At 72.2% G+C, this 19,556-nt stretch carries 17 protein-coding genes; 7 read left to right on the top strand and 10 right to left on the bottom strand.

What is annotated here, in order from left to right:
- Positions 1 to 91: 91 nt before the first annotated feature.
- Positions 92 to 955, bottom strand: coding sequence for a 3-methyl-2-oxobutanoate hydroxymethyltransferase (gene panB, locus ACWDX6_RS23460; RefSeq protein ID WP_451486844.1), 864 nt, complete (start codon positions 953 to 955; stop codon positions 92 to 94).
- Between the two features lie 312 nt (positions 956 to 1,267).
- Here panB and ACWDX6_RS23455 point away from each other — a divergent pair, with 312 nt between their 5' ends.
- Together ACWDX6_RS23455 and ACWDX6_RS23450 are read left to right on the top strand one after the other, a co-directional pair.
- On the top strand, positions 1,268 to 2,290 hold the full coding sequence (locus ACWDX6_RS23455; protein WP_451486843.1) for an endonuclease/exonuclease/phosphatase family protein: 1,023 nt from the start codon (positions 1,268 to 1,270) through the stop codon (positions 2,288 to 2,290).
- A 151-nt stretch (positions 2,291 to 2,441) separates the two neighbouring features.
- Complete coding sequence (locus ACWDX6_RS23450; protein WP_451486842.1) at positions 2,442 to 3,698, top strand: MFS transporter; 1,257 nt, start codon at positions 2,442 to 2,444, stop codon at positions 3,696 to 3,698.
- Here the strand turns inward: ACWDX6_RS23450 and ACWDX6_RS23445 are convergent.
- A complete protein-coding gene (locus ACWDX6_RS23445; protein WP_451486841.1) occupies positions 3,640 to 5,424 on the bottom strand; it encodes an NAD+ synthase in 1,785 nt (594 codons plus the stop codon). The two genes, ACWDX6_RS23450 and ACWDX6_RS23445, sit on opposite strands and share 59 nt — an antisense overlap.
- 154 nt (positions 5,425 to 5,578) lie before the next feature.
- Between ACWDX6_RS23445 and ACWDX6_RS23440 the strand changes: the two genes are divergently transcribed.
- Positions 5,579 to 6,445, top strand: a complete 867-nt coding sequence (locus ACWDX6_RS23440) for an alpha/beta fold hydrolase (RefSeq protein ID WP_451486840.1) — start codon at positions 5,579 to 5,581, stop codon at positions 6,443 to 6,445.
- Here the strand turns inward: ACWDX6_RS23440 and ACWDX6_RS23435 are convergent.
- From ACWDX6_RS23435 to ACWDX6_RS23420, 4 genes are all read right to left on the bottom strand, one after another.
- A complete protein-coding gene (locus ACWDX6_RS23435) occupies positions 6,430 to 6,849 on the bottom strand; it encodes a CBS domain-containing protein (protein ID WP_451486839.1) in 420 nt (139 codons plus the stop codon). The genes ACWDX6_RS23440 and ACWDX6_RS23435 overlap by 16 nt on opposite strands.
- A 160-nt stretch (positions 6,850 to 7,009) precedes the next feature.
- On the bottom strand, positions 7,010 to 7,600 hold the full coding sequence (locus ACWDX6_RS23430; protein WP_451486847.1) for a DUF305 domain-containing protein: 591 nt from the start codon (positions 7,598 to 7,600) through the stop codon (positions 7,010 to 7,012).
- Positions 7,601 to 7,656: 56 nt separating this feature from the next.
- On the bottom strand, positions 7,657 to 8,304 hold the full coding sequence (locus ACWDX6_RS23425) for a DUF3105 domain-containing protein (protein WP_451486838.1): 648 nt from the start codon (positions 8,302 to 8,304) through the stop codon (positions 7,657 to 7,659).
- A gap of 79 nt (positions 8,305 to 8,383) precedes the next feature.
- The gene (locus tag ACWDX6_RS23420; protein ID WP_451486837.1) at positions 8,384 to 8,713 is read right to left on the bottom strand and encodes a hypothetical protein; all 330 of its coding nucleotides are present in this window, start codon (positions 8,711 to 8,713) and stop codon (positions 8,384 to 8,386) included.
- Between the two features lie 299 nt (positions 8,714 to 9,012).
- Here ACWDX6_RS23420 and ACWDX6_RS23415 point away from each other — a divergent pair, with 299 nt between their 5' ends.
- Positions 9,013 to 10,374: a glutamine synthetase family protein gene (locus ACWDX6_RS23415; protein WP_352188302.1), complete on the top strand. Its 1,362-nt coding sequence runs from the start codon at positions 9,013 to 9,015 to the stop codon at positions 10,372 to 10,374.
- A 65-nt stretch (positions 10,375 to 10,439) separates the two neighbouring features.
- On the opposite strand, the gene ACWDX6_RS23410 is transcribed toward ACWDX6_RS23415, so the two are convergent.
- Entirely contained in the window at positions 10,440 to 10,871 is a 432-nt protein-coding gene (locus ACWDX6_RS23410) for a VOC family protein (protein ID WP_451486836.1), read from the bottom strand.
- An 11-nt stretch (positions 10,872 to 10,882) separates the two neighbouring features.
- Positions 10,883 to 11,395 carry a pyridoxamine 5'-phosphate oxidase family protein gene (locus ACWDX6_RS23405; protein WP_451486835.1) on the bottom strand — a complete coding sequence of 171 codons (513 nt, stop codon included), beginning with the start codon at positions 11,393 to 11,395 and terminating at the stop codon, positions 10,883 to 10,885.
- Positions 11,396 to 11,545: 150 nt separating this feature from the next.
- Between ACWDX6_RS23405 and ACWDX6_RS23400 the strand changes: the two genes are divergently transcribed.
- A complete protein-coding gene (locus ACWDX6_RS23400; protein ID WP_451486834.1) occupies positions 11,546 to 14,560 on the top strand; it encodes a bifunctional [glutamine synthetase] adenylyltransferase/[glutamine synthetase]-adenylyl-L-tyrosine phosphorylase in 3,015 nt (1,004 codons plus the stop codon).
- Between the two features lie 134 nt (positions 14,561 to 14,694).
- Here ACWDX6_RS23400 and ACWDX6_RS23395 read toward each other — a convergent pair whose 3' ends face one another.
- Positions 14,695 to 15,318 carry a TetR/AcrR family transcriptional regulator gene (locus ACWDX6_RS23395; protein ID WP_451486833.1) on the bottom strand — a complete coding sequence of 208 codons (624 nt, stop codon included), beginning with the start codon at positions 15,316 to 15,318 and terminating at the stop codon, positions 14,695 to 14,697.
- A gap of 127 nt (positions 15,319 to 15,445) precedes the next feature.
- Here ACWDX6_RS23395 and ACWDX6_RS23390 point away from each other — a divergent pair, with 127 nt between their 5' ends.
- Together ACWDX6_RS23390 and ACWDX6_RS23385 are read left to right on the top strand one after the other, a co-directional pair.
- On the top strand, positions 15,446 to 17,053 hold the full coding sequence (locus tag ACWDX6_RS23390) for an APC family permease (RefSeq protein ID WP_451486832.1): 1,608 nt from the start codon (positions 15,446 to 15,448) through the stop codon (positions 17,051 to 17,053).
- On the top strand, positions 16,963 to 18,531 hold the full coding sequence (locus tag ACWDX6_RS23385) for an amidohydrolase (RefSeq protein ID WP_451486831.1): 1,569 nt from the start codon (positions 16,963 to 16,965) through the stop codon (positions 18,529 to 18,531). Before ACWDX6_RS23390 ends, ACWDX6_RS23385 begins: the two co-directional genes overlap by 91 nt.
- Here the strand turns inward: ACWDX6_RS23385 and ACWDX6_RS23380 are convergent.
- A complete protein-coding gene (locus ACWDX6_RS23380) occupies positions 18,515 to 19,519 on the bottom strand; it encodes a phosphatase PAP2 family protein (protein WP_451486830.1) in 1,005 nt (334 codons plus the stop codon). The genes ACWDX6_RS23385 and ACWDX6_RS23380 overlap by 17 nt on opposite strands.
- Positions 19,520 to 19,556 lie beyond the last annotated feature (37 nt).

The following is a 19,556-nucleotide window of genomic DNA, read 5'->3' as shown; positions in this document are numbered from 1 at the left end:
AGCACCCCAGACCCTTCGTCTGGACGAAGACAGCCGACGAGATCCTCGACAAAGTCGCCGCCTACTGCCGACGAATCTCCGACTCAGGTCACTAGTGGAAGCTGTGCTCCTCGGCGGGGAACGCCCCGCCGGTCACGTCCTGCGCGAAGGCGCGGGCGGCGTCGCCGAGCGTCTGCCGCAGGTCGGCGTACTGCTTGGTGAAGCGGGGCACCTTGCCGCCGGTCAGACCGGCCATGTCGGTCCAGACGAGGACCTGGGCGTCCGTGTCCGGCCCGGCGCCGATGCCGATCGTCGGGATGTGCAGGGAGCGGGTGACCTCGGCCGCCAGTTCGGCCGGTACGAGCTCCAGGACGACCGCGAACGCGCCCGCGTCCTGCGCCGCCTTGGCGTCGCTGAGCAGCCGGTGCGCCGCCTCGTCGCCGCGGCCCTGGACGCGGTAGCCCATGGTGTTGACGGACTGCGGGGTCAGGCCCAGGTGGGACATGACCGGGATCCCGGCCTGGACGAGCAGCTCGGTCTGCGGCAGCGAACGCTCGCCGCCCTCCAGTTTGACCGCGTTGACTCCCGCGTCCTTCACGAGGCGGGTGGCGTTGCGCAGGGCCTGCACGGGCCCTTCCTGGTACGAACCGAAGGGGAGGTCACCGACGACGAGGGCGCGCTTGGTGCCCCGTACGACGGCGGCGGACAGGATCGTCATCTCGTCCATCGTGACGGGCACGGTGGTGTCGTAGCCGAGATGGCAGTTGCCCATGGAGTCGCCGACGAGGATGACCGGGATGCCGGCCTCGTCGAAGACGGACGCGGTCATCGCGTCGTAGGCGGTGAGCATGGGCCACTTCTCGCCCCGGGTCTTGGCGGCGGCGATGTCGTGGACGGTGATGCGGCGCGTGCCCGTGCCTCCGTACAGCGCCTTGGTGCTGTCGACGGACTGCTTCGGGGCAGCCTGAAGCGTCATGGTGAACGGCTCCTTCGTCATCTCGAGGCGCCCTGACGGCGTCCCCGGACCACGTCCATGGTGGCACTCCGCGCCGTGCAGGGGGAAGTGGGCCGGAGTGGTGCTCTTCACACCGCCGGGAAAACGCACGAATGTGCGCGTTCTGTCACAGCCGCGCCGTCCGGGCCGCCGCCCGGAACCCGCCGCGCCGCCCCGTCGTCCCTCGTGGCAGTGCGACCCGTCGGTCATCACCTAGTGTCGACGTCGGGTCGCGGAGCAAGAACGAGAAGCAGAGCAAGACGGCACGGCGGCAAGGCAGTGAGGACAGCGGAGATGGCGCGGGTGGACATGACGGAGACCGAGTACGGCGGCGCACGGGACGAGCGCTCCGGATCGCGGATCCGATCGGCGTTCGACCGCTTGCGGAGCGACCGGGGCGTCTGGCGCCGCGGGATCCTCCTGGCGGCCTGCGCGGTCCTGCTCACCTTCTTGATGGTCTTCCACGCCGAGATCCCCAACCGGGTCGGCAACCTGGGCAGCCTGACCGAGACCTTCCTGCCCTGGCTCGGCCTGTTCGTGCCGGTCCTGTTCGCCCTGGCGCTGCTGCGGCGCTCCGCGACCGCGCTGATCGCCCTGCTGCTCCCGGCCCTGGTCTGGCTCAACATCTTCGGCGGCCTGGTCACCGACAAGTCCACCGCCGGCGGCGACCTGACCGTCGCCACCCACAACGTGAACGCCGACAACCCCGACCCCGAGGGCACGGCCCGCCAGATCGCCGCCTCCGGCGCCGACGTGGTCGCCCTGGAGGAGCTCAAGGGCGAGATGGTCCCGGTCTACGAGCGCGGTCTCGCGGACACGTACAAGTACCACTCCGTGCAGGGCACCGTCGGGCTGTGGAGCAAGTACCCGATGAGCGAGACGCGCGAGGTGGACATCCGGATGGGCTGGACGCGCGCCATGCGCTCCACCGTCGCCACCCCCAAGGGCGAGGTGGCCGTGTACGTCGCCCACCTGCCGTCCGTACGGGTCCGGCTCGACGCGGGCTTCACCGCCAATCAGCGCGACAACAGCGCCAACGCGCTGGGTGAGGCCATCGCCGCCGACCCGCACGAGCGGATCGTGCTGCTCGGCGACCTCAACGGCACCATGAACGACCGCTCGCTCAACGCCGTCACCTCCCAGATGCGCTCCACCCAGGGCGCCTCCGGCGACGGCTTCGGCTTCAGCTGGCCGGCGTCGTTCCCGATGGCGCGGATCGACCAGATCATGGTCAAGAACGTCGAGCCGGTCTCCTCCTGGGCGCTCCCGGAGACGAAGAGCGACCACCTGCCGATCGCGGCCCGCGTCCGGCTCTGACGGATCCCGGGTACGACCGGCGGCCGCCGGCGCCGCCGGCACCCCCGGTGCCTGTCCGAAACCTCCCCTTCATCCGGTGGAAGCCCGCGGGAACATTTCACCTGAGAGCATTTGTTCCGAAGAGGAACTAACTTCTGGAAAGGCTCTCCCCATGCCCCTGGCGCTGCTCGCGCTCGCCGTCTCCGCCTTCGGCATCGGCACCACCGAATTCGTCATGATGGGCCTGCTGCCCGACGTCGCCGACGACCTCGGCACCTCCGTCCCCACCGCCGGCCACTTGGTCTCCGCCTACGCGATCGGCGTCGTCATCGGCGCCCCGCTGCTCACCGCCCTCGGCTCCCGCGTCCCGCGCAAGAGGATGCTGCTCCTGCTGATGGCCCTGTTCACGGTCGGCAACCTGGCCTCCGCGTTCGCGCCCGACTTCGGCTGGCTGATCGGGGGCCGGGTCCTCGCCGGGCTGCCGCACGGCGCCTTCTTCGGCGTCGGCGCCGTCGTCGCCGCGCGCCTGGTGCGCGAGGACCGGCAGGCGCGGGCCGTCGCCACGATGTTCCTCGGCCTGACGGTCGCCAACATCCTCGGCGTACCGGCGGCGACCCTCCTCGGCCAGCACCTCGGCTGGCGCGCCACCTTCCTCGTCGTCGGCGCCATCGGCCTGCTCGCCATGGCGGCACTGGCCCGTCTGGTCCCGTACGTCCCCGTGGAGGCGCACCAGAGCCTCGGCCGGGAGCTGCGCGCGCTGCGCCGTCCCCAGGTGCTGCTCGGACTGCTCACCGCCGTCTTCGGCTTCGCCGGCGTCTTCGCCGTCTACTCCTACCTCGCCTCGATGACCACCGAGGTGATGGGCTTCGGCGCGTCCTCCGTCACCGTCGTCCTCGCCCTCTTCGGCATCGGCATGACCGCCGGGGCGCTCGCCGCCGGCCCGCTGACCGACCGCGCGCCGCGACCGACCCTGTACGGCTCCCTCGGCGCGCTCGCCCTCGTCCTGGTCGCCTTCCGGTTCACCGTCCATGTGCCGTGGCTGGCGCTGGTGACGGTCGTCGTCCTCGGCGCGGTCGGCTTCATGACCACCACCCCGCTCCAGATGCTGGTCATGAACCACGCCAAGGACGCGCCCACCCTGGCCTCCGCCTCGAACCACTCCGCCTTCAACCTGGCCAACGCGGGTGGGGCCTGGGCCGGTGGCGCGGCCGTCGCCGCGGGCTGGGGCTGGACCTCCCCGGCACTCGTGGGCGCGGGCCTCGCGGTGGTGGGCCTGGCCGTGGCCGCCGTGGCGGGACTGCTCGACCGTACGGCGGAGGGGGCCTCCCGCGTCGTCGCGGGAAGCCCCCTGGCGGCCGGGGACGAGCGGGTCAGCGGGTCGTCGTCCCGGTGGTCGCCCCGGACGTCGTCTCGCGCCAGCGGTTCGTGATCGGCAGGCGGCGGTCCTTGCCGAAGCCCTTCGCCGAGATCTTGGTGCCCGGCGGGTACTGGCGCCGCTTGTACTCCGCCGTGTCCACCATCCGCAGCGTCCTGGTCACCAGCTCCTCGTCGAAACCGGCCGCGACGATCGCCTCCTTGCCCTGGTCGCGGTCGACGTACAGCGCGAGGAGCCGGTCCAGGACGTCGTAGTCGGGCAGCGAGTCCGTGTCCACCTGGCCCGGCCGCAGCTCGGCGCTCGGCGGCTTGCTGATCGAGCTCTCCGGGATCGGCGGGGTCTGGCCGCGTTCCTCGGCCGCCCGGTTGCGCCAGCGCGCGAGGCGGAACACGGCCGACTTGTAGACGTCCTTGATGGGGCCGTAGGCGCCGACCGAGTCGCCGTACAGGGTCGAATACCCCACCGCGAGCTCGGACTTGTTGCCCGGTGCGAGGACGATGTGGCCCTCCTGGTTGGAGATCGCCATCAGCGTCGTGCCGCGCAGCCGTGACTGGAGGTTCTCCTCCGCGAGGCCGGTGAGGCCGAGGGAGCCCATGTACGCGTCGAACATCGGCTCGATCGACACCGTACGGAAGTTGAGCCCGGTGCGCCGGGCCAGTTCGGCGGCGTCGTCGCGGGAGTGGTCCGAGGAGTACTTCGACGGCATCGAGACGCCGTACACGTGGTGCGCGCCGACCGCGTCGCAGGCGATCGCGGCCACGAGCGCCGAGTCGATGCCGCCGGACAGACCGACGAGGACGGACCGGAAGCCGTTCTTGGCGACGTACGCGCGCAGGCCCACGACCAGCGCCGAGTACACCTCCTCGTCGTCGTCGAGCCGGTCCGCGTACCCCCCGGTCAACTCCGGCTCGTACGCGGGCACCGGGTCCTCGGAGAGGATCACGCGGTCGATCCGCAGCCCGTCGTCGACGACACCCGTCGGGGCGTCGGCCGCGGCGGCCGGCAGGTCGAGGTCGAGGATCACGCTGCCCTCGGAGAACTGCGGTGCCCGCGCCACGACTTCGCCGTTCGCGTCGACGACGATCGAGTCGCCGTCGAAGACGAGATCGTCCTGGCCGCCGATCATCGCGAGGTAGGCGGTGGTGCAGCCGGCCTCCTGGGCGCGCTTGCGGACCAGTTCCAGCCGGGTGTCGTCCTTGTTCTGCTCGTACGGCGAGGCGTTGATCGAGACGAGCAGCCCGGCGTTCGCGCTGCGGGCCGCCGGGACCCGGCCGCCGTCCTGCCAGAGGTCCTCGCAGATGGCGAGGGCGACGTCGACGCCGTGGACACGGACGACGGGCATGGTGTCGCCGGGCACGAAGTAGCGGAACTCGTCGAAGACGCCGTAGTTCGGGAGGTGGTGCTTGGCGAACGACAGCGCGATCCCGCCCCGGTGCAGCACCGCCGCCGCGTTCTGCGGCGCGCCGGCCGGCTGGCCGTACCTCGGCTGCGCCCGCTCGGAGCGGTCGAGATAGCCGACGATCACGGGAAGCTCCCCGAACCCCTCGCCGTCGAGCCGCAGCGCGAGCGCCCGCAGGGCGGACCGGGACGCCTCGACGAAGGACGACCGCAGCGCCAGGTCCTCGACGGGGTAGCCGGTCAGCACCATCTCGGGGAACGCGACCAGGTGCGCGCCCTGCGCGGCCGAGTGCCGGGTCCAGTGGACGATCGCCTCGGCGTTCGCGGCGAGATCGCCGACGGTCGAGTCGATCTGATTCAGAGCGAGGCGTAGTTGAGGCACCCGCCCAGTGTAATCGTCAAAGCGACGCGATGTCCTGGGACACGGGGCAACGCGACCAGGGCGGCCCTCGGCGGGGACCCGGCCGGGGGCCGGGGGCGCGGTCGTGAAAGCCTGGCTCGCACCACTCGCCGTCCGACGTGGCCAGGGAGCCCTCTTGAGCGTGTTCGTACGGATCGGGGGCGTGGCCCACCACGTCGTCGTCGAGGGTTCGGGTCCCGTCTGCGTCCTGAGCGCCGGGCTCGCCATGAGCTGGTTCGACTGGGACCCGGTCGTCCCCCTGCTCACCCCGCACCGCACGGTCGTCCGCTTCGACCGGCCGGGCCACGGGCTCTCCGCCCCCTCCGCCGTACCGCCCAGCGCGACGGGCGAGGCCCACCGGATCGCGGGGCTCCTGGACGCGCTGGGCCTGCCGGGCCCCGCCACCGTCGTGGGGCACTCCATCGCCGGCTTCCACGCCGAGGCCTTCGCCCGGCTCCACCCCGACCGTACCGCCGGGATCGTCCTCGTCGACGGCTCCGTCGAGGAGCACGCCCGTACCCCCGCCGCCCCCGCCCTGCGCACCGCCTTCGCCCACGGCCTCGGGACCCTGCTCGGCGCCCTCGGCGCCCCGGCCGCGGCCGGCCCGGCCGTCCGCCGCGCCACCGTCCGCCTGTCCCGCGCCCGACACGGCGCCGACCCGGCGCCCGCCCCCCTCGTCCGCCGCGTCTACGCCACCTCACGGGCCCTGCGCGGCGCGCTCCTGGAGAACACCCACTACCGCGCCGTCGCCGCCGAACTCCTCGCCCTGCGCGGACGCTTCCCCCTGCCGCCCGGCCGGCCCGTCACCGTCCTCGCGGCCCCCGACGGCTCCGCCCGCTGGGCGGGCCGCCAACGCGCACTGGCCCGAGCGCTCGGCGCCCGCTACGAGGCGGTCGAACCCTCGGGCCATCTGGTGATGCTGGACCGCCCGGAAGCCGTGGCACGGGCGGTACTGGATCAGGATCCGGAACAGGATCGGGGTGGGGGTCAGGGCGTGGCGTAGACGCGCGCGCAGAACTCCTTGATCTGCTCGTCGTCCAGGTGCTGCGCCAGATCCGCCTCGCTGATCATGCCGACGAGCCGCTTGTTCTCGATGACCGGAAGCCGCTTGATCTGGTGGCCGGTCATCTCGTCGAGGACCTCGCTCACGTCCGAACCCGCGTCGATCCAGCGCGGGGTGCCCTGCGCCATCTCGCCGCAGGTCACCTTCGCCGGGTCGTGGCCCTCGGCCACACAGCCGACGACGATGTCACGGTCCGTGATGATGCCGCAGAGCCGTTCGTTCTCGTCGGCGATCGGCAGCGCGCCGACATTCAGGTCGCGCATCAGCTGCGCCGCGCGGTCGAGCGTCTCGTGCCGGGGGATCCAACGGGCCCCGGGATGCATGATGTCCTTCGCCGTGGTCATGGGGTGCGTACCTCCGTACAACGTCGTCGTACCTACGTCCCCGAGCGTCACCCATTGTCCGCGTACGGCGCGGCCCCCGCGACCGGTGCCGGTCGCGGGGGCCGCCCCGGGGTCCGGCGGCCGGTGCCGGTCGCGGGGCCGACCCCCGCTCCGGGCCGCGTCAGGCGCGCGGCTTCGCGCCCCGCTGCCTCAGCAGCTCCGCCATGAGCCCCATCTCGGACTCCTGGGCGTCGACCATGCCCTGCGCGAGGTTCCGCTCCACGTCCACGGAGCACTTGTCCACACAGCCCTGCGCCATGTGGACCCCGCCCTTGTGGTGGTCGGTCATCAGCTGGAGGTAGAGGATCTCCGCCTCCTCGCCACTGGCCTTCCGCAGCCGCTCCAGCTCCGTCTTCGTCGCCATGCCGGGCATCAGCGCCCCGTCGAGGGGCCCGCTGTCGCCGTGCCCGCCCATGCCCATCCAGGCCATCGGCTCCGTTGCGGACTCGACCTTCGGCAGCCCCCACATGTCCAGCCAGCCCAGCATCATGCCGCGCTGGTTGGCCTGGGTGTTGGCGATGTCGTACGCCAGCCGGCGCACGTCCTCGTCCATCGTACGGTCGCGGACGATGAACGACATCTCGACGGCCTGCTGGTGGTGGACCGACATGTCACGGGCGAAGCCCGCGTCCGCCGAGCCCGACACGGGGGTCGCGGACGCCTCCTCGCGCTCCGCGGAGGCGACCGTGACGGCGCCACCGGCGAACAGCATCGCCAGCGCGACGGCGATGACCGCCGCCCACTGCGTACGGTTCGGCCGGACGCGGCTCACTGGCCGATCCCGCCGGTGCAGGCCGCGCCCGGCTCAGGGGTCTGCGGACCCTGCACGTACTTGGTGAAGAACGCGTCGACGCGCGGGTCCGTCGCGCTGTCCACCGTCACCTGCTTGCCCCAGGCGCTCAGCATGATCGCGCCCGCCTGGTCGTCGACCGGGCTCATCAGCGAGTACGGCGTCTTCCCGACCTTCGCCGCCAGCTTCTTCACCTCGGCCTCGGGGGCCTTCTTGTTGTACGTGACCCAGACGGCGCCGTGCTCCAGCGAGTGCACGGCGTTCACCTCGGCGACCGGCGCCTTGTAGACGTCGCCGTCGCAGTTCTGCCAGACCTGGTGGTGGTCGCCGCCGACCGGGGGCTTCATCTCGTACGTGACGGCGGTGGTGACGTGGTTGCGGCCGAGCTTCTTGGCGTCCCAGGACTTCTCGTCCTTGATGGGGGCCTTGGCGACGGCCTCCTTCTGCTCCTTCTTCTCGGACTCCTTGTTGAGTACGTAACCGCCGAAGCCTACGAGGCTGAGAACGACGACGGCGGCGACGCCGATCGTGAGGAAGCGGTTGCGGCGCTCGCGGGCCTGCTCGGCGCGGCGCATCTCCTCTATTCGGGCGCGGCGGTCGGCGGTGGCGGAGCGGTTGGCGGCCATGGTGATGTCGTCCTTCTTCGGTGAGGGGTGTCATGACGTGACGTCGCGTGCGGGATGAGCGGGAGGCGGACCCGGCCGCTCACGTCCGCAGAACCTGAAGGACGTGCAGGTCCGGCGCGCGGGGCGGTGCGTCGGAGCGGGGCGCCAGGCCGGTGCGGTGCGGCGTGTCGAGGCGTGGCAGCCGGCCCTCCGCCTGCGGCGGGGGGTCGAGCGGAGGCGCGGTCAGTACCGCCGGGCTGAGCGAGGGGAAGAGGGAGCAGTCGTCGCGGTCGTACGGGCAGACGTACTCCTCGGCCGCGACGGCGAACGTCATCCGGGGCTCGGAGGGGCGGTGCGCCGGGGCGTCGGTGACACCCGCGCAGACGAAGAGCGCGGCGAGCAGCGTCGCCACGGCACTCACCAGCGCCATGGGACGCGCGTGCTGCGACAGGCGTGTGCGCCGCGGGGCCCCCATGGGCGCAGATCGTAGTGGGAGATGGCGTCGGATGGGCCGAACGGGGTACCGATCGATACCGGCCAGGAGGCGAGAGGAGGGGGAACAGGCGGCCGGAATCGGCCCGTCCCCCGTTACCTGTGTCACAACCGAGCAGGCACTATGGGTGTGCAACGTGCGCGAAACCATGTGGTGGGATGCTCAGGTGCCCTCCGATGTGCCCGAGGCGGTGGGAACAGGCGGCCTGACCAGCAACGATGGGTAGGAACGTAAACATGGACAAGCAGCAGGAATTCGTGCTCCGGACGCTCGAGGAGCGTGACATCCGGTTCGTGCGGCTGTGGTTCACCGACGTGCTCGGCTTCCTGAAGTCGGTGGCGGTGGCGCCCGCCGAGCTTGAGCAGGCGTTCGACGAGGGCATCGGCTTCGACGGCTCCGCCATCGAGGGCTTCGCCCGCGTCTACGAATCCGACATGATCGCCAAGCCGGATCCGAGCACCTTCCAGATCCTGCCCTGGCGCGCCGAGGCCCCGGGCACGGCGCGGATGTTCTGCGACATCCTCATGCCCGACGGCTCGCCGTCCTTCGCCGACCCGCGTTTCGTCCTGAAGCGCATCCTCGCCAAGACCTCCGACCTGGGCTTCACCTTCTACACCCACCCCGAGATCGAGTTCTTCCTCCTGAAGGACAAGCCACTGGACGGCACGAAGCCGACCCCGGCCGACAACTCCGGCTACTTCGACCACACCCCGCAGAACGTCGGCATGGACTTCCGCCGCCAGGCGATCACCATGCTGGAGTCGATGGGCATCTCGGTGGAGTTCTCCCACCACGAGGGCGCCCCGGGCCAGCAGGAGATCGACCTGCGCTACGCCGACGCGCTGTCGACGGCCGACAACATCATGACCTTCCGCCTGGTCATGAAGCAGGTCGCGCTGGAGCAGGGCGTGCAGGCGACGTTCATGCCGAAGCCGTTCTCGGAGTACCCGGGCTCGGGCATGCACACCCACCTCTCCCTCTTCGAGGGCGACCGGAACGCGTTCTACGAGTCCGGCGCGGAGTACCAGCTCTCCAAGGTGGGACGGTCCTTCATCGCCGGCCTGCTCAAGCACGCGGCGGAGATCTCGGCCGTCACCAACCAGTGGGTCAACTCCTACAAGCGCATCTGGGGCGGCTCGGCCCGCAGCGCGGGCGCGGGCGGCGAGGCCCCCTCGTACATCTGCTGGGGCCACAACAACCGCTCGGCCCTGATCCGCGTCCCGATGTACAAGCCGGGCAAGACGGGCTCCTCCCGCGTCGAGGTCCGCTCCATCGACTCGGGCGCCAACCCCTACCTGACCTACGCGGTCCTCCTCGCGGCGGGCCTCAAGGGCATCGAGGAGGGCTACGAACTCCCGGCCGGCGCCGACGACGACGTCTGGGCCCTCTCGGACGCGGAGCGCCGCGCGATGGGCATCGAGCCGCTGCCGCAGAACCTGGGCGAGGCGATCGCCCTGATGGAGAAGAGCGAACTGGTCGCGGAGACGCTGGGCGAGCACGTCTTCGACTTCTTCCTCCGCAACAAGAAGCAGGAGTGGGAGGAGTACCGCTCCGAGGTCACCGCCTTCGAGCTGCGCAAGAACCTGCCGGTGCTGTAAGCGCGGCTGCGGCCCGCGCGGACGACGGCCCGGCACGGCGGAGGGCATCCGCCGTGCCGGGTTCCTCAGCGTTCCGACAGCTCCGACGGGGCCTCCTGGACCACCCAGCCGTTGCCGTCCGGGTCCTCGAAGGACATGAACGAGTTCCAGGTGTCGCCCTTGCCGTCCTCCCAGCCCGAGGCGCCGACGTGGCGGATCGGGGTGACGTCCACGCCCTGGTCGATCAGTTCCCGGCGGGCCGCCTCGATGTCCGTCACGCAGAGCTGGAGGCCGTGGAGGGAGCCCGGCGCCATCTCCTTCGTCCCCGGCATCGCCGGCATGCCGCTGAGCATCGCGATCGAACAGCGCGAGCCGGGCGGGGTCGCCTGGATGATCCGCATCCCCGGTGCCACCTCGTCATCGAGGTCGATCTTGAAACCGCACTTGTCGCCGTAGAACTCCTTCGCCCGGTCCATGTCGGTGACAGGCACGGGAACGACTTCGAGCGTCCAGTTCATGGAGGTACTCCTCAGAAACGCCAGCGGGTCTGGCCGAACGGCTCGCCCTTGGCGAAGCCGAAGGCCGTGCGGGGCGCGACGGCGAACACCAGGGCGACTCCACCGTCGCCCACGAAGGCGCCGTCGCGCACGTCGAAACGCCAATCCGGGCCGTACTTGTCGACATAGGCGCCGGCCAGGGCGCGCAGCCGCGCCTCGTCCGTCACCCGGACGGCCTCGCCCTCGACCACGACGTCGAAGCCCTCGGAGAGGGTGTTCGTGCCGGTGGTGAGGGCCACCCGGGCGTTGGCCGACAGATTGCGGGCCTTGCGCTCGTCCGGTCCGGTGCAGAAGTGCAGCGCCCCTTCCGACCAGACCGCGATCAGCGGCGTGACGTGCGGGCGGCCGTCGGGGCGGACCGAGGTCAGCCAGAAGACCTCCGCCCCGGTGAGCCGGGCCACGGCCTCCGACCAGGCGGCGGCGTGCGCCCGCGGGGCGCTGTAGCGGGGGTCCAGCGAGGTCTCGGTGGGCAGTGCGAGGGGCATGGCGCGGTCCTTCCGACGGGTGCCGTCACCAGAGAAGACCGTGCCCGGGCCACGAACTCATCGGTCCCCGGTCGGGGAGCGACCCGGCCCCGCCCTCCGGATAGGCTCGAATCCTTGAACGGTGGAAGGATCGGCGGAGGGAGCGGCGGAATGACGGTGCCGGGACGCAGGAGCAGTATCTTCTCGCGGCTGCTGCGGCACGGGTTCACCGATCCGTCCGGCGCCGAGCGGCTGCTCGACGTCCCCGAGCTGGGCGCCCTGCGCGGCGACTCCGTGCTGCTCGACGCGCTCGGCGCCACCGCCGACCCCGACCTGGCGCTGCGCGGCCTGGTCCGCCTGGTAGAGGCGCAGCCCGAGGACGAGCGCCAGACCCTCACCTCCACGCTGCTGTCCGCCAAGCCGTTCCGCGACCGGCTCCTCGGCGTGCTCGGCACCTCCGAGGCCCTCGGCGACCACCTGGCCCGCCACCCCCGTGACTGGCACGCCCTGGTCACGTACGAGGCGGCCGATCTCCACCCGGGCGTCGCCGAGTTCGAGCGGTGTCTGGCCGACGCCACCGACCCCGTCTCTCTGCGGGTCTCCTACCGCCGCTGCCTCCTCGCGATCGCCGCCCGGGACGTCTGCGGCACCACCGATGTCGCCCAGACCGCCGCCGAGCTGGCCGACCTCGCCACCGCGACGCTGCGCGCCGCCCTCGCCATCGCCCGGAGCGCCGCCCCCGAGGACGCGGCGCTGTGCCGGCTCGCCGTCATCGCGATGGGCAAGTGCGGTGGCCACGAGCTCAACTACGTCTCCGACGTGGACGTGATCTTCGTCGGCGAGCCCGCCGAAGGCACCTCTGGCACCTCCGGCACCTCCGGCGCGGAGGAGGCCAAGGCGCTCCAGGCCGCGACCCGGCTGGCCTCCCACCTCATGCGGATCTGCTCGGAGACCACCGTCGAGGGCACCATCTGGCCCGTCGACGCCAACCTCCGCCCCGAGGGCCGCAACGGCCCCCTCGTCCGCACCCTCTCCTCCCACCTCGCCTACTACCAGCGCTGGGCCAAGACCTGGGAGTTCCAGGCCCTGTTGAAGGCCCGTCCCGTGGCAGGCGATCCGGAGCTCGGCGCCGACTACATCGCGGCCGTCTCCCCGCTCGTCTGGCAGGCCGCCGAGCGCGAGAACTTCGTCCCCGACGTGCAGAAGATGCGCCGCCGCGTCGTCGAGAACATCCCGGCCGCCCAGGTGGAACGCGAGCTGAAGCTCGGCCCCGGCGGCCTGCGGGACGTCGAATTCGCCGTCCAGCTCCTGCAGTTGGTGCACGGCCGCAGCGACGCCACGCTACGCGGCGGCAGCACCCTGGACGCCCTGAAGTCGCTCGCCGCCGGCGGCTACGTCGGCCGCGCCGACGCGGCCCAGCTCGACGCGGCGTACCGCTTCCTGCGCGCCATGGAGCACCGTATCCAGCTCCACCGGCTGCGCCGCACCCATCTCGTACCCGAGGACGAGACCGATCTGCGCCGGCTCGGGCGCTCGCTCGGACTGCGCACCGACCCCGTCGCGGAGCTGAACCGCGAGTGGAAGCGGCATGCCGCCGTCGTCCGCCGGCTGCACGAGAAGATCTTCTACCGGCCGCTGCTCGACGCGGTCGCCCAGCTCACCCCCGGCGAGACCCGGCTCAGCCCCAAGGCCGCGGGCCAGCGGCTCGAAGCGCTCGGTTACGCCGACCCCGTCGCCGCCCTGCGCCATCTGGAGGCGCTCGCCTCCGGCGTCACCCGCAAGGCGGCGATCCAGCGCACACTGCTCCCGGTGCTGCTCGGCTGGTTCGCGGACTCCGCCGACCCGGACGCCGGGCTCCTCGGTTTCCGCAAGGTCTCCGACGCGCTCGGCAAGACCCCCTGGTACCTGCGGCTGCTGCGCGACGAGGGCGCGGCGGCCGAGAACCTCGCCCGGGTGCTCAGCGCCGGGCGGCTCGCCCCCGACCTGCTGCTGCGGGCGCCCGAGGCGGTGGCGATCCTCGGCGACCCGGAGGGGCTGGCACCGCGCGGCCGCGACCACCTCGAACAGGAGGTGCTGGCCGCCGTCGGCCGCGCCGACACCGCCGAGCAGGCGGTCGCGGCGGCCCGTGGCGTACGCCGCCGCGAGCTGTTCCGTACCGCCGCGGCCGACATCATCGGCTCCTACGGCACGGAGGACAGCCCGCGCGAGCACGACCCGGGCGCGCTGGTGGACCGGGTCGGTCAGGCGGTGACCGACCTCAACGCGGCGACCATCGCGGGCGCGCTGCGGGCCGCGGTGCGCGCCGAGTGGGGGGACCGGCTGCCCACGCGGTTCGCGGTCATCGGCATGGGCCGGTTCGGCGGGCACGAGCTCGGGTACGGCTCCGACGCCGACGTCCTGTTCGTGCACGAGCCGCGCGAGGGCGTGGCCGAGCAGGAGGCGGCGCGGGCCGCGAACCGGGTCGTCACGGAGATGCGCAGGCTCCTCCAACTCCCCACGGCCGACCCGCCGTTGCTGATCGACGCGGATCTGCGGCCGGAGGGCAAGAGCGGTCCGCTGGTCCGTACGCTGAAGTCGTACGAGGCCTACTACCGCCGCTGGTCCCTGGTCTGGGAGAGCCAGGCCCTGCTGCGCGCCGAACCGATGGCAGGGGACCCGGAGCTGGGGAAGCGGTTCATCGAGCTGATCGATCCGCTGCGCTATCCGGCGGAGGGCCTCGGCGAGGACGCGGTGCGCGAGATCCGCCGCCTCAAGGCGCGGATGGAGAACGAGCGTCTGCCGCGCGGGGCGGATCCGACGCTCCACGCGAAGCTGGGCCGGGGCGGTCTGAGCGACGTCGAGTGGACGGTCCAGCTGCTCCAGATGCGCCACGGCTGGGCCGAGCCCGGGCTGCGCACCACCCGTACCCGCGACGCTCTGGCCGCCGCCCGGGCGGCGGAGCTGATCCCCGCGGACGAGGCGCAGATCCTGGACGAGGCCTGGGTCCTGGCGAGCCGCGTCCGCAACGCCGTGATGCTGGTCCGCGGCCGGCCGGGGGACACCTTCCCGTCGGACGGCCGCGAACTGGCCGCGGTGGGGCGCTACCTCGGCTACGGCCCCGGTCACGTCGGCGAGATGGTCGACGACTACCGCCGGATCACGCGCCGGGCCAGGGCCGTGGTCGAGGAGCTGTTCTACGGAGCCTGAGCGGGACAGCGCGTCGGCCCCGGCTACGAGTTCGAGGGGGCGGACGGGCCGGCCCAGGCTACGGAGCCTGAGCGCGGGAGGCGCGTCGGCCCAGGCTACGGAGCCTGAGCGCGGCAGACCCGTCGGGCCCCCCGCTACGGAGCCTGGCGGCCCTCGCCCGTCGGCATGCTCCGGCAGTGCGTCAGGAACGCCTCCAGCGCCAGCTCGAACGCCGCGTTCGCGCGGTCCGTGGCCACCGCCGTCAGGGCCTCGGCCAGCCGCGGCGTGCTCGTGTCGTCGGGCAGCTCCCACATGGTCTGCGGGGCCGCCAGGTCGAGCGCCGAACCGAGGACGAGGTTCTCCAGGGCGACGATCACGGTCATGACGTCGGCGTTCGTGAAACCGGCGGCCAGCAGGCGGCCGACCGCGCGCTCGTACTGGGCGAGGACCTTCGGCGCCCGGACCGGTGAGGTCATCAGCATCGGGATGACCCGGGGGTGGGCCGCGAAGGCCGAGCGGTAGGAACGCGCCCAGGCGGCCATCGCCGCGTCCCACGGCTCCAGGTCGAGCGTCCCGCCGTCGATCGCGTCGCAGACCCGCTCCCGCATCAGCTCGACGACCCCGCTCCGGCCGTCCACGTGGTGATACAGCGACCCGGTCTGCACCCCGAGCGCCCTGGCGATCTGCGGAACGCTGAAACCCCCCTGCTCATCGACGAGTTGGAGCGCCGTCGTGGTGATGCGCTCACGGTCGATCAAGGGTGTCCGCGGCCGTCCCATGTTCCCGCTCTCTCGATGAGGTCTTCCCGTACGTCGTCTCGGAGGCTACATTGCCGCAACCGAAAGCCTTTAGGTTTTTGGTCGCGCACCCTTCCTTCCCCGCCGTAGCAGAAGGGCTCCCCCTTCCATGCCCGCACCCACCTCTCCCGACGAGCCCGAGGGGCTGAGAACCGGCACGCTCTCCACCGCCGACATCTCCTTCTTCGTCGTCTCCGCCGCCGCCCCGCTCACCGTGATGGCCGGGGTCGCCCCGATCGCCCTCGTCCTCGGCGGCATCGGCGCCCCCGCCGGCTACCTCCTCGCCGGCATCACCCTCGCCGTCTTCGCCGTCGGATTCACCACGATGACGCGCCACGTCAAGAGCGGCGGCGCCTTCTACGCGTACATCACCCGGGGCCTCGGCAAGCCAGTCGGCATCGCCGCCGCCCTGCTCGCCATGCTCGGCTACAACGGCATGGAGATCGGCGTCTACGGCCTGCTCGGCACCGCCACCGCCGACACCGCCCACGCCCTGTGGGGCCTCGACATCCCCTGGCTCCCCGTCTCGCTCGCCGGTCTTCTGCTCATCTGGTACGGCGGCTTCCGCTCGATCGACTTCGGCGCCAAGGTCCTCGGCGTGCTGCTCGTCGCCGAGACCGGCATCCTCGTCCTGCTCGCCGCAGGCGTGCTGCTCGAAGGCGGCGCGAACGGGCTCTCGCTCGCCTCCTTCGCCCCCGGCAACGTCCTGGTCCCCGGCAGCGCGGCCGTCCTCGCCTTCGCCTTCACCGCCTTCACCGGCTTCGAGTCGACCGTGATCTACCGGCGCGAGGCCCGGAACCCCGCCCGCACCATCCCGCGCGCGACCTACATCGCCGTCTGCTTCCTCGGCCTCTTCTACGCCTTCATCGTCTGGACCGTCATCCAGGCCTTCGGCGACGACAAGGTCGTCGAGGCCGCCGCGGGCGACACCGGCGGGCTCTTCTTCGCCGCGATCACCACCTACGTCGGCGGCTGGGCCGCGGACCTGATGCACGTCTTCATCGTCACCAGCGTCCTCGCCTCCCTCCTCGCCTTCCACAACGCGATCAACCGCTACGGCCTCGCGCTCGCCGAGGAGGGCGTGCTGCCGCCGGTCCTCGGCAGGATCCACCCGCGCCACCGCTCCCCTTACGTCGCGGGCCTCGCGCAGACCGTCCTCGGCCTGGCGGTCGTCCTCGGTTTCGCGGCCGCCGACGCCGATCCGTACACCCAGCTGCTGCTCTGGGTGAACACCCCCGGCGGCATCGGCCTCATGGCCCTCCAGCTCCTCGCGGCCCTCGCCGTCCCGCTCTACTTCCGCCGCGTCCGCCACGAGGAAGGCGTCGTGCGCACCGTCGTCGCCCCGGTGGTCGCGGCCGTCCTGCTCGCCGGGGCGATCGTCCTGGTCGTCTCCAAGATCGACGTCTTCACCGGGGCCTCCGCCACCGTCAACACCGTCCTCGTCGCGCTCGTCCCCGGCGTCTTCCTCCTCGGGCTGCTCCTGGCGTACCGGCTGCGCCGCACCCGCCCCGAGGTCTACGCGAACTTCGCCGCCGAGCCCGCTTCCGACGCCGCCGAGCCCGCCGAGCCCGCTTCCGACCCCGCCGCCCGACCCGCATCCGAAGCCCTCGAAGGAGAAGAGCCGTCGTGCCCGCACCCGACCTCGTCCTCGTCAACGCCCGCGTCCGCACACCCGAGCTCACCGGCCACACCGCTGTCGCCGTCCGCGACGGACTGATCACCGCCGTCGGCGACGACACCGACGCCCGTGACTGGAGCGGCCCCGGCACCGAGACGATCGACCTGGCGGGAGCCACCCTCACCCCCGGTCTCACCGACGCGCACAGCCACCCGGTGTGGGGCCTGGAGATGTTCACCGGCACGGACCTGTCCGCCGTGCGCGACCTCGACGAGCTGCGGGCCGTGCTCGCCGGCGCCGAGCGCCGGGACGGCTGGGTGATCGGCGCCGGCCTCGACCACAACGTCTTCGGCGGCCGCCCGATCCACCACGACCTCATCGAGGACGTCCTCGGCGGCGCCCCCGCCCACCTGCGGCTCTACGACGGGCACTCCACCCTCGTCAGCGCCACGGCGCTCAAGGCCGCGGGCATCGACGGCCCCCGCGCCTTCGCCCAGCGCTCCGAGATCGTCTGCGACGCCGACGGACGGCCCACCGGCCATCTGATCGAGCACGCCGCCATGGATCTGATGACCCCGCTGCTGCCCGCCCAGCCCTACGCCGAGCGGCGCGACCGGCTCGTCGGGCTGCTCAGCTCCATGGCGGCCACCGGCCTGACCGGCGCCCACGTCATGGACCTCGGCGGACACGACGTACCCGGGCTGCTGGCAGCCCTGGAGGAGGACGGCGACCTGCCGCTGCGGCTGCGGCTCGCCCCCTGGTGCATGCCCGGCGCCGACCGGGAGGAGCTGGAGGAGCTGGTACGGCTCCAGAAGCGCGCCGGGCGCCTGTGGCGGGTCGGGGGCGTGAAGTTCTTCATGGACGGCACCGTCGAGGGCGGTACCGCCTGGCTGGAGCACGCCGACTGCCACGGCCAGGGCACGGACGCCTTCTGGCCCGACCCGGCCGCCTACTCCGCCGCCGTACGCCACCTCCACGAGGCCGGGGTCGGTACCGCGACGCACGCCATCGGGGACGCGGCCGTCCGCCACGTCCTCGACACGGTGGAAGCCTTCGGGCCCGGCGGCCCCCGGCACCGCGTCGAGCACATCGAGACCGTGCCGGACGACCAGCTCGGCCGGTTCGGGGCGCTCGGCGTGGTGGCCTCGATGCAGCCACCGCACACCGCGTACACCCGCGCCGACCGCACCGACGCGTGGTCGCAGCGGCTCGGGGAGGAGCGGGCCGGCCGGGCCTGGCGCTGCCGGGATCTGCGGGACGCCGGGGCGTACCTCGCGCTCGGCTCGGACTGGCCCATCGCGCACTACGACGCCCGGCAGATCCTCGCGACCGCCCGGGCCCCTCGCGGCGCGGCCTCGGCGCGGCACGGGCTGACCGGCCTCATGGCCCTTGAGGGTCTGACCACGCATGCGGCGGTCGCGGCCGGGGAGGAGGCGGTCGCCGGGCGGATCGCGCCGGGCTACCGTGCGGATCTCACCGCGTTCACCGTGGACCCGGTGGTCGCCCCGGCCGACGAGACCGAGCGGGCACCGGTCCGGCTCACCATGGCCGGGGGCCGGGTCACCTGCCGGAGCTGACCGGGGCCTGGTCGGCGTCGTACTCGGCGCCCGGCCCGGGTTCCTGGGCGGAGCTCGCCGCGGCGCCCTGCCGCGCGGGCTCCGCGGAGCCCGGGCCGCGGCCCGCCAGGTCCAGATCGTCCAGCTCGGCGTCGGCCGCGGGCACTCCGCCACGCGCCACCGGTTCCGCCGGTCCGACCAGGCGGGGCAGCCGCTGCGGCGCCGAGCCGTACCAGACGTACGAGACGGCGAAGCCGAAGGCCAGGCAGATCATGCCGCCCACGGCGTCCAGCCAGAAGTGGTTGGCCGTGGCGACGATGACGACCAGCGTCAGCGTCGGGTAGAGCAGCCCCAGGATGCGCGCCCACGGCGCCTTGGCCAGGGCGAAGATGGTCAGACCGCACCACAGCGACCAGCCGATGTGCATCGACGGCATCGCGGCGTACTGGTTCGACATGTGCTTGAGGTTGCCGGAGGCCATCGAGCCCCAGGTCTGGTGCACCAGGACGGTGTCGACGAAGCTCTGGCCGTTCATCAGACGGGGCGGCGCGAGCGGATACAGGTAGTAACCGACCAGGGCCACACCGGTGGTGGCGAACAGGACCGTACGGAAACCGGCGTAACGCCCGGGCTGCCATCGGTACAGCCACACCAGCACACCGATCGTCACGACGAAGTGCAGGGTGGCGTAGTAGTAGTTCATCGACACGATCAGCCATGTCACCGAGTTCACGGCATGGTTGACGCTCTGCTCGAAAGCCAGGCCGAGCGACTGCTCGGCCTGCCAGATCCAGTCCGCGTTCCGCAGCGCCTGGGCTTTCTGCTCCGGTACCGCGTTGCGAATGAGCGAGTACGTCCAGTAACTGACCGCGATGAGCAGGATCTCGAACCAGATCCGCGGCCGTCGAGGCACGCGAGCGCGCAGACGGGCGAACCTGCCGTCGGCCACGATGGGTGACGGGGTGGCCGCTGTCCGGCGTTCCAAACTCTTCACGGTCGTTTCACCCATAGGGAGAGAGTCTGCCAGATCCACGCCCCTCGACCGA

The organism is Streptomyces sp. NPDC003027 (assembly GCF_053591435.1).
The sequence above is the reverse complement of the archived record's forward strand: the minus strand, read 5'-3'. Positions and strand labels throughout refer to the sequence as shown.

What these genes read in the sequence shown, in the direction of transcription:
- panB (WP_451486844.1), bottom strand. Translation starts at nt 955, where the DNA reads ATGACGCTTCAGGCTGCCCCGAAGCAGTCCGTCGACAGCACCAAGGCG.
- ACWDX6_RS23455 (WP_451486843.1), top strand. Translation starts at nt 1,268, where the DNA reads ATGGCGCGGGTGGACATGACGGAGACCGAGTACGGCGGCGCACGGGAC.
- ACWDX6_RS23450 (WP_451486842.1), top strand. Translation starts at nt 2,442, where the DNA reads ATGCCCCTGGCGCTGCTCGCGCTCGCCGTCTCCGCCTTCGGCATCGGC.
- ACWDX6_RS23435 (WP_451486839.1), bottom strand. Translation starts at nt 6,849, where the DNA reads ATGACCACGGCGAAGGACATCATGCATCCCGGGGCCCGTTGGATCCCC.
- ACWDX6_RS23430 (WP_451486847.1), bottom strand. Translation starts at nt 7,600, where the DNA reads ATGCTGTTCGCCGGTGGCGCCGTCACGGTCGCCTCCGCGGAGCGCGAG.
- ACWDX6_RS23425 (WP_451486838.1), bottom strand. Translation starts at nt 8,304, where the DNA reads ATGGCCGCCAACCGCTCCGCCACCGCCGACCGCCGCGCCCGAATAGAG.
- ACWDX6_RS23420 (WP_451486837.1), bottom strand. Translation starts at nt 8,713, where the DNA reads ATGGCGCTGGTGAGTGCCGTGGCGACGCTGCTCGCCGCGCTCTTCGTC.
- ACWDX6_RS23415 (WP_352188302.1), top strand. Translation starts at nt 9,013, where the DNA reads ATGGACAAGCAGCAGGAATTCGTGCTCCGGACGCTCGAGGAGCGTGAC.
- ACWDX6_RS23410 (WP_451486836.1), bottom strand. Translation starts at nt 10,871, where the DNA reads ATGAACTGGACGCTCGAAGTCGTTCCCGTGCCTGTCACCGACATGGAC.
- ACWDX6_RS23405 (WP_451486835.1), bottom strand. Translation starts at nt 11,395, where the DNA reads ATGCCCCTCGCACTGCCCACCGAGACCTCGCTGGACCCCCGCTACAGC.
- ACWDX6_RS23400 (WP_451486834.1), top strand. Translation starts at nt 11,546, where the DNA reads ATGACGGTGCCGGGACGCAGGAGCAGTATCTTCTCGCGGCTGCTGCGG.
- ACWDX6_RS23395 (WP_451486833.1), bottom strand. Translation starts at nt 15,318, where the DNA reads ATGGGACGGCCGCGGACACCCTTGATCGACCGTGAGCGCATCACCACG.
- ACWDX6_RS23390 (WP_451486832.1), top strand. Translation starts at nt 15,446, where the DNA reads ATGCCCGCACCCACCTCTCCCGACGAGCCCGAGGGGCTGAGAACCGGC.
- ACWDX6_RS23380 (WP_451486830.1), bottom strand. Translation starts at nt 19,519, where the DNA reads ATGGGTGAAACGACCGTGAAGAGTTTGGAACGCCGGACAGCGGCCACC.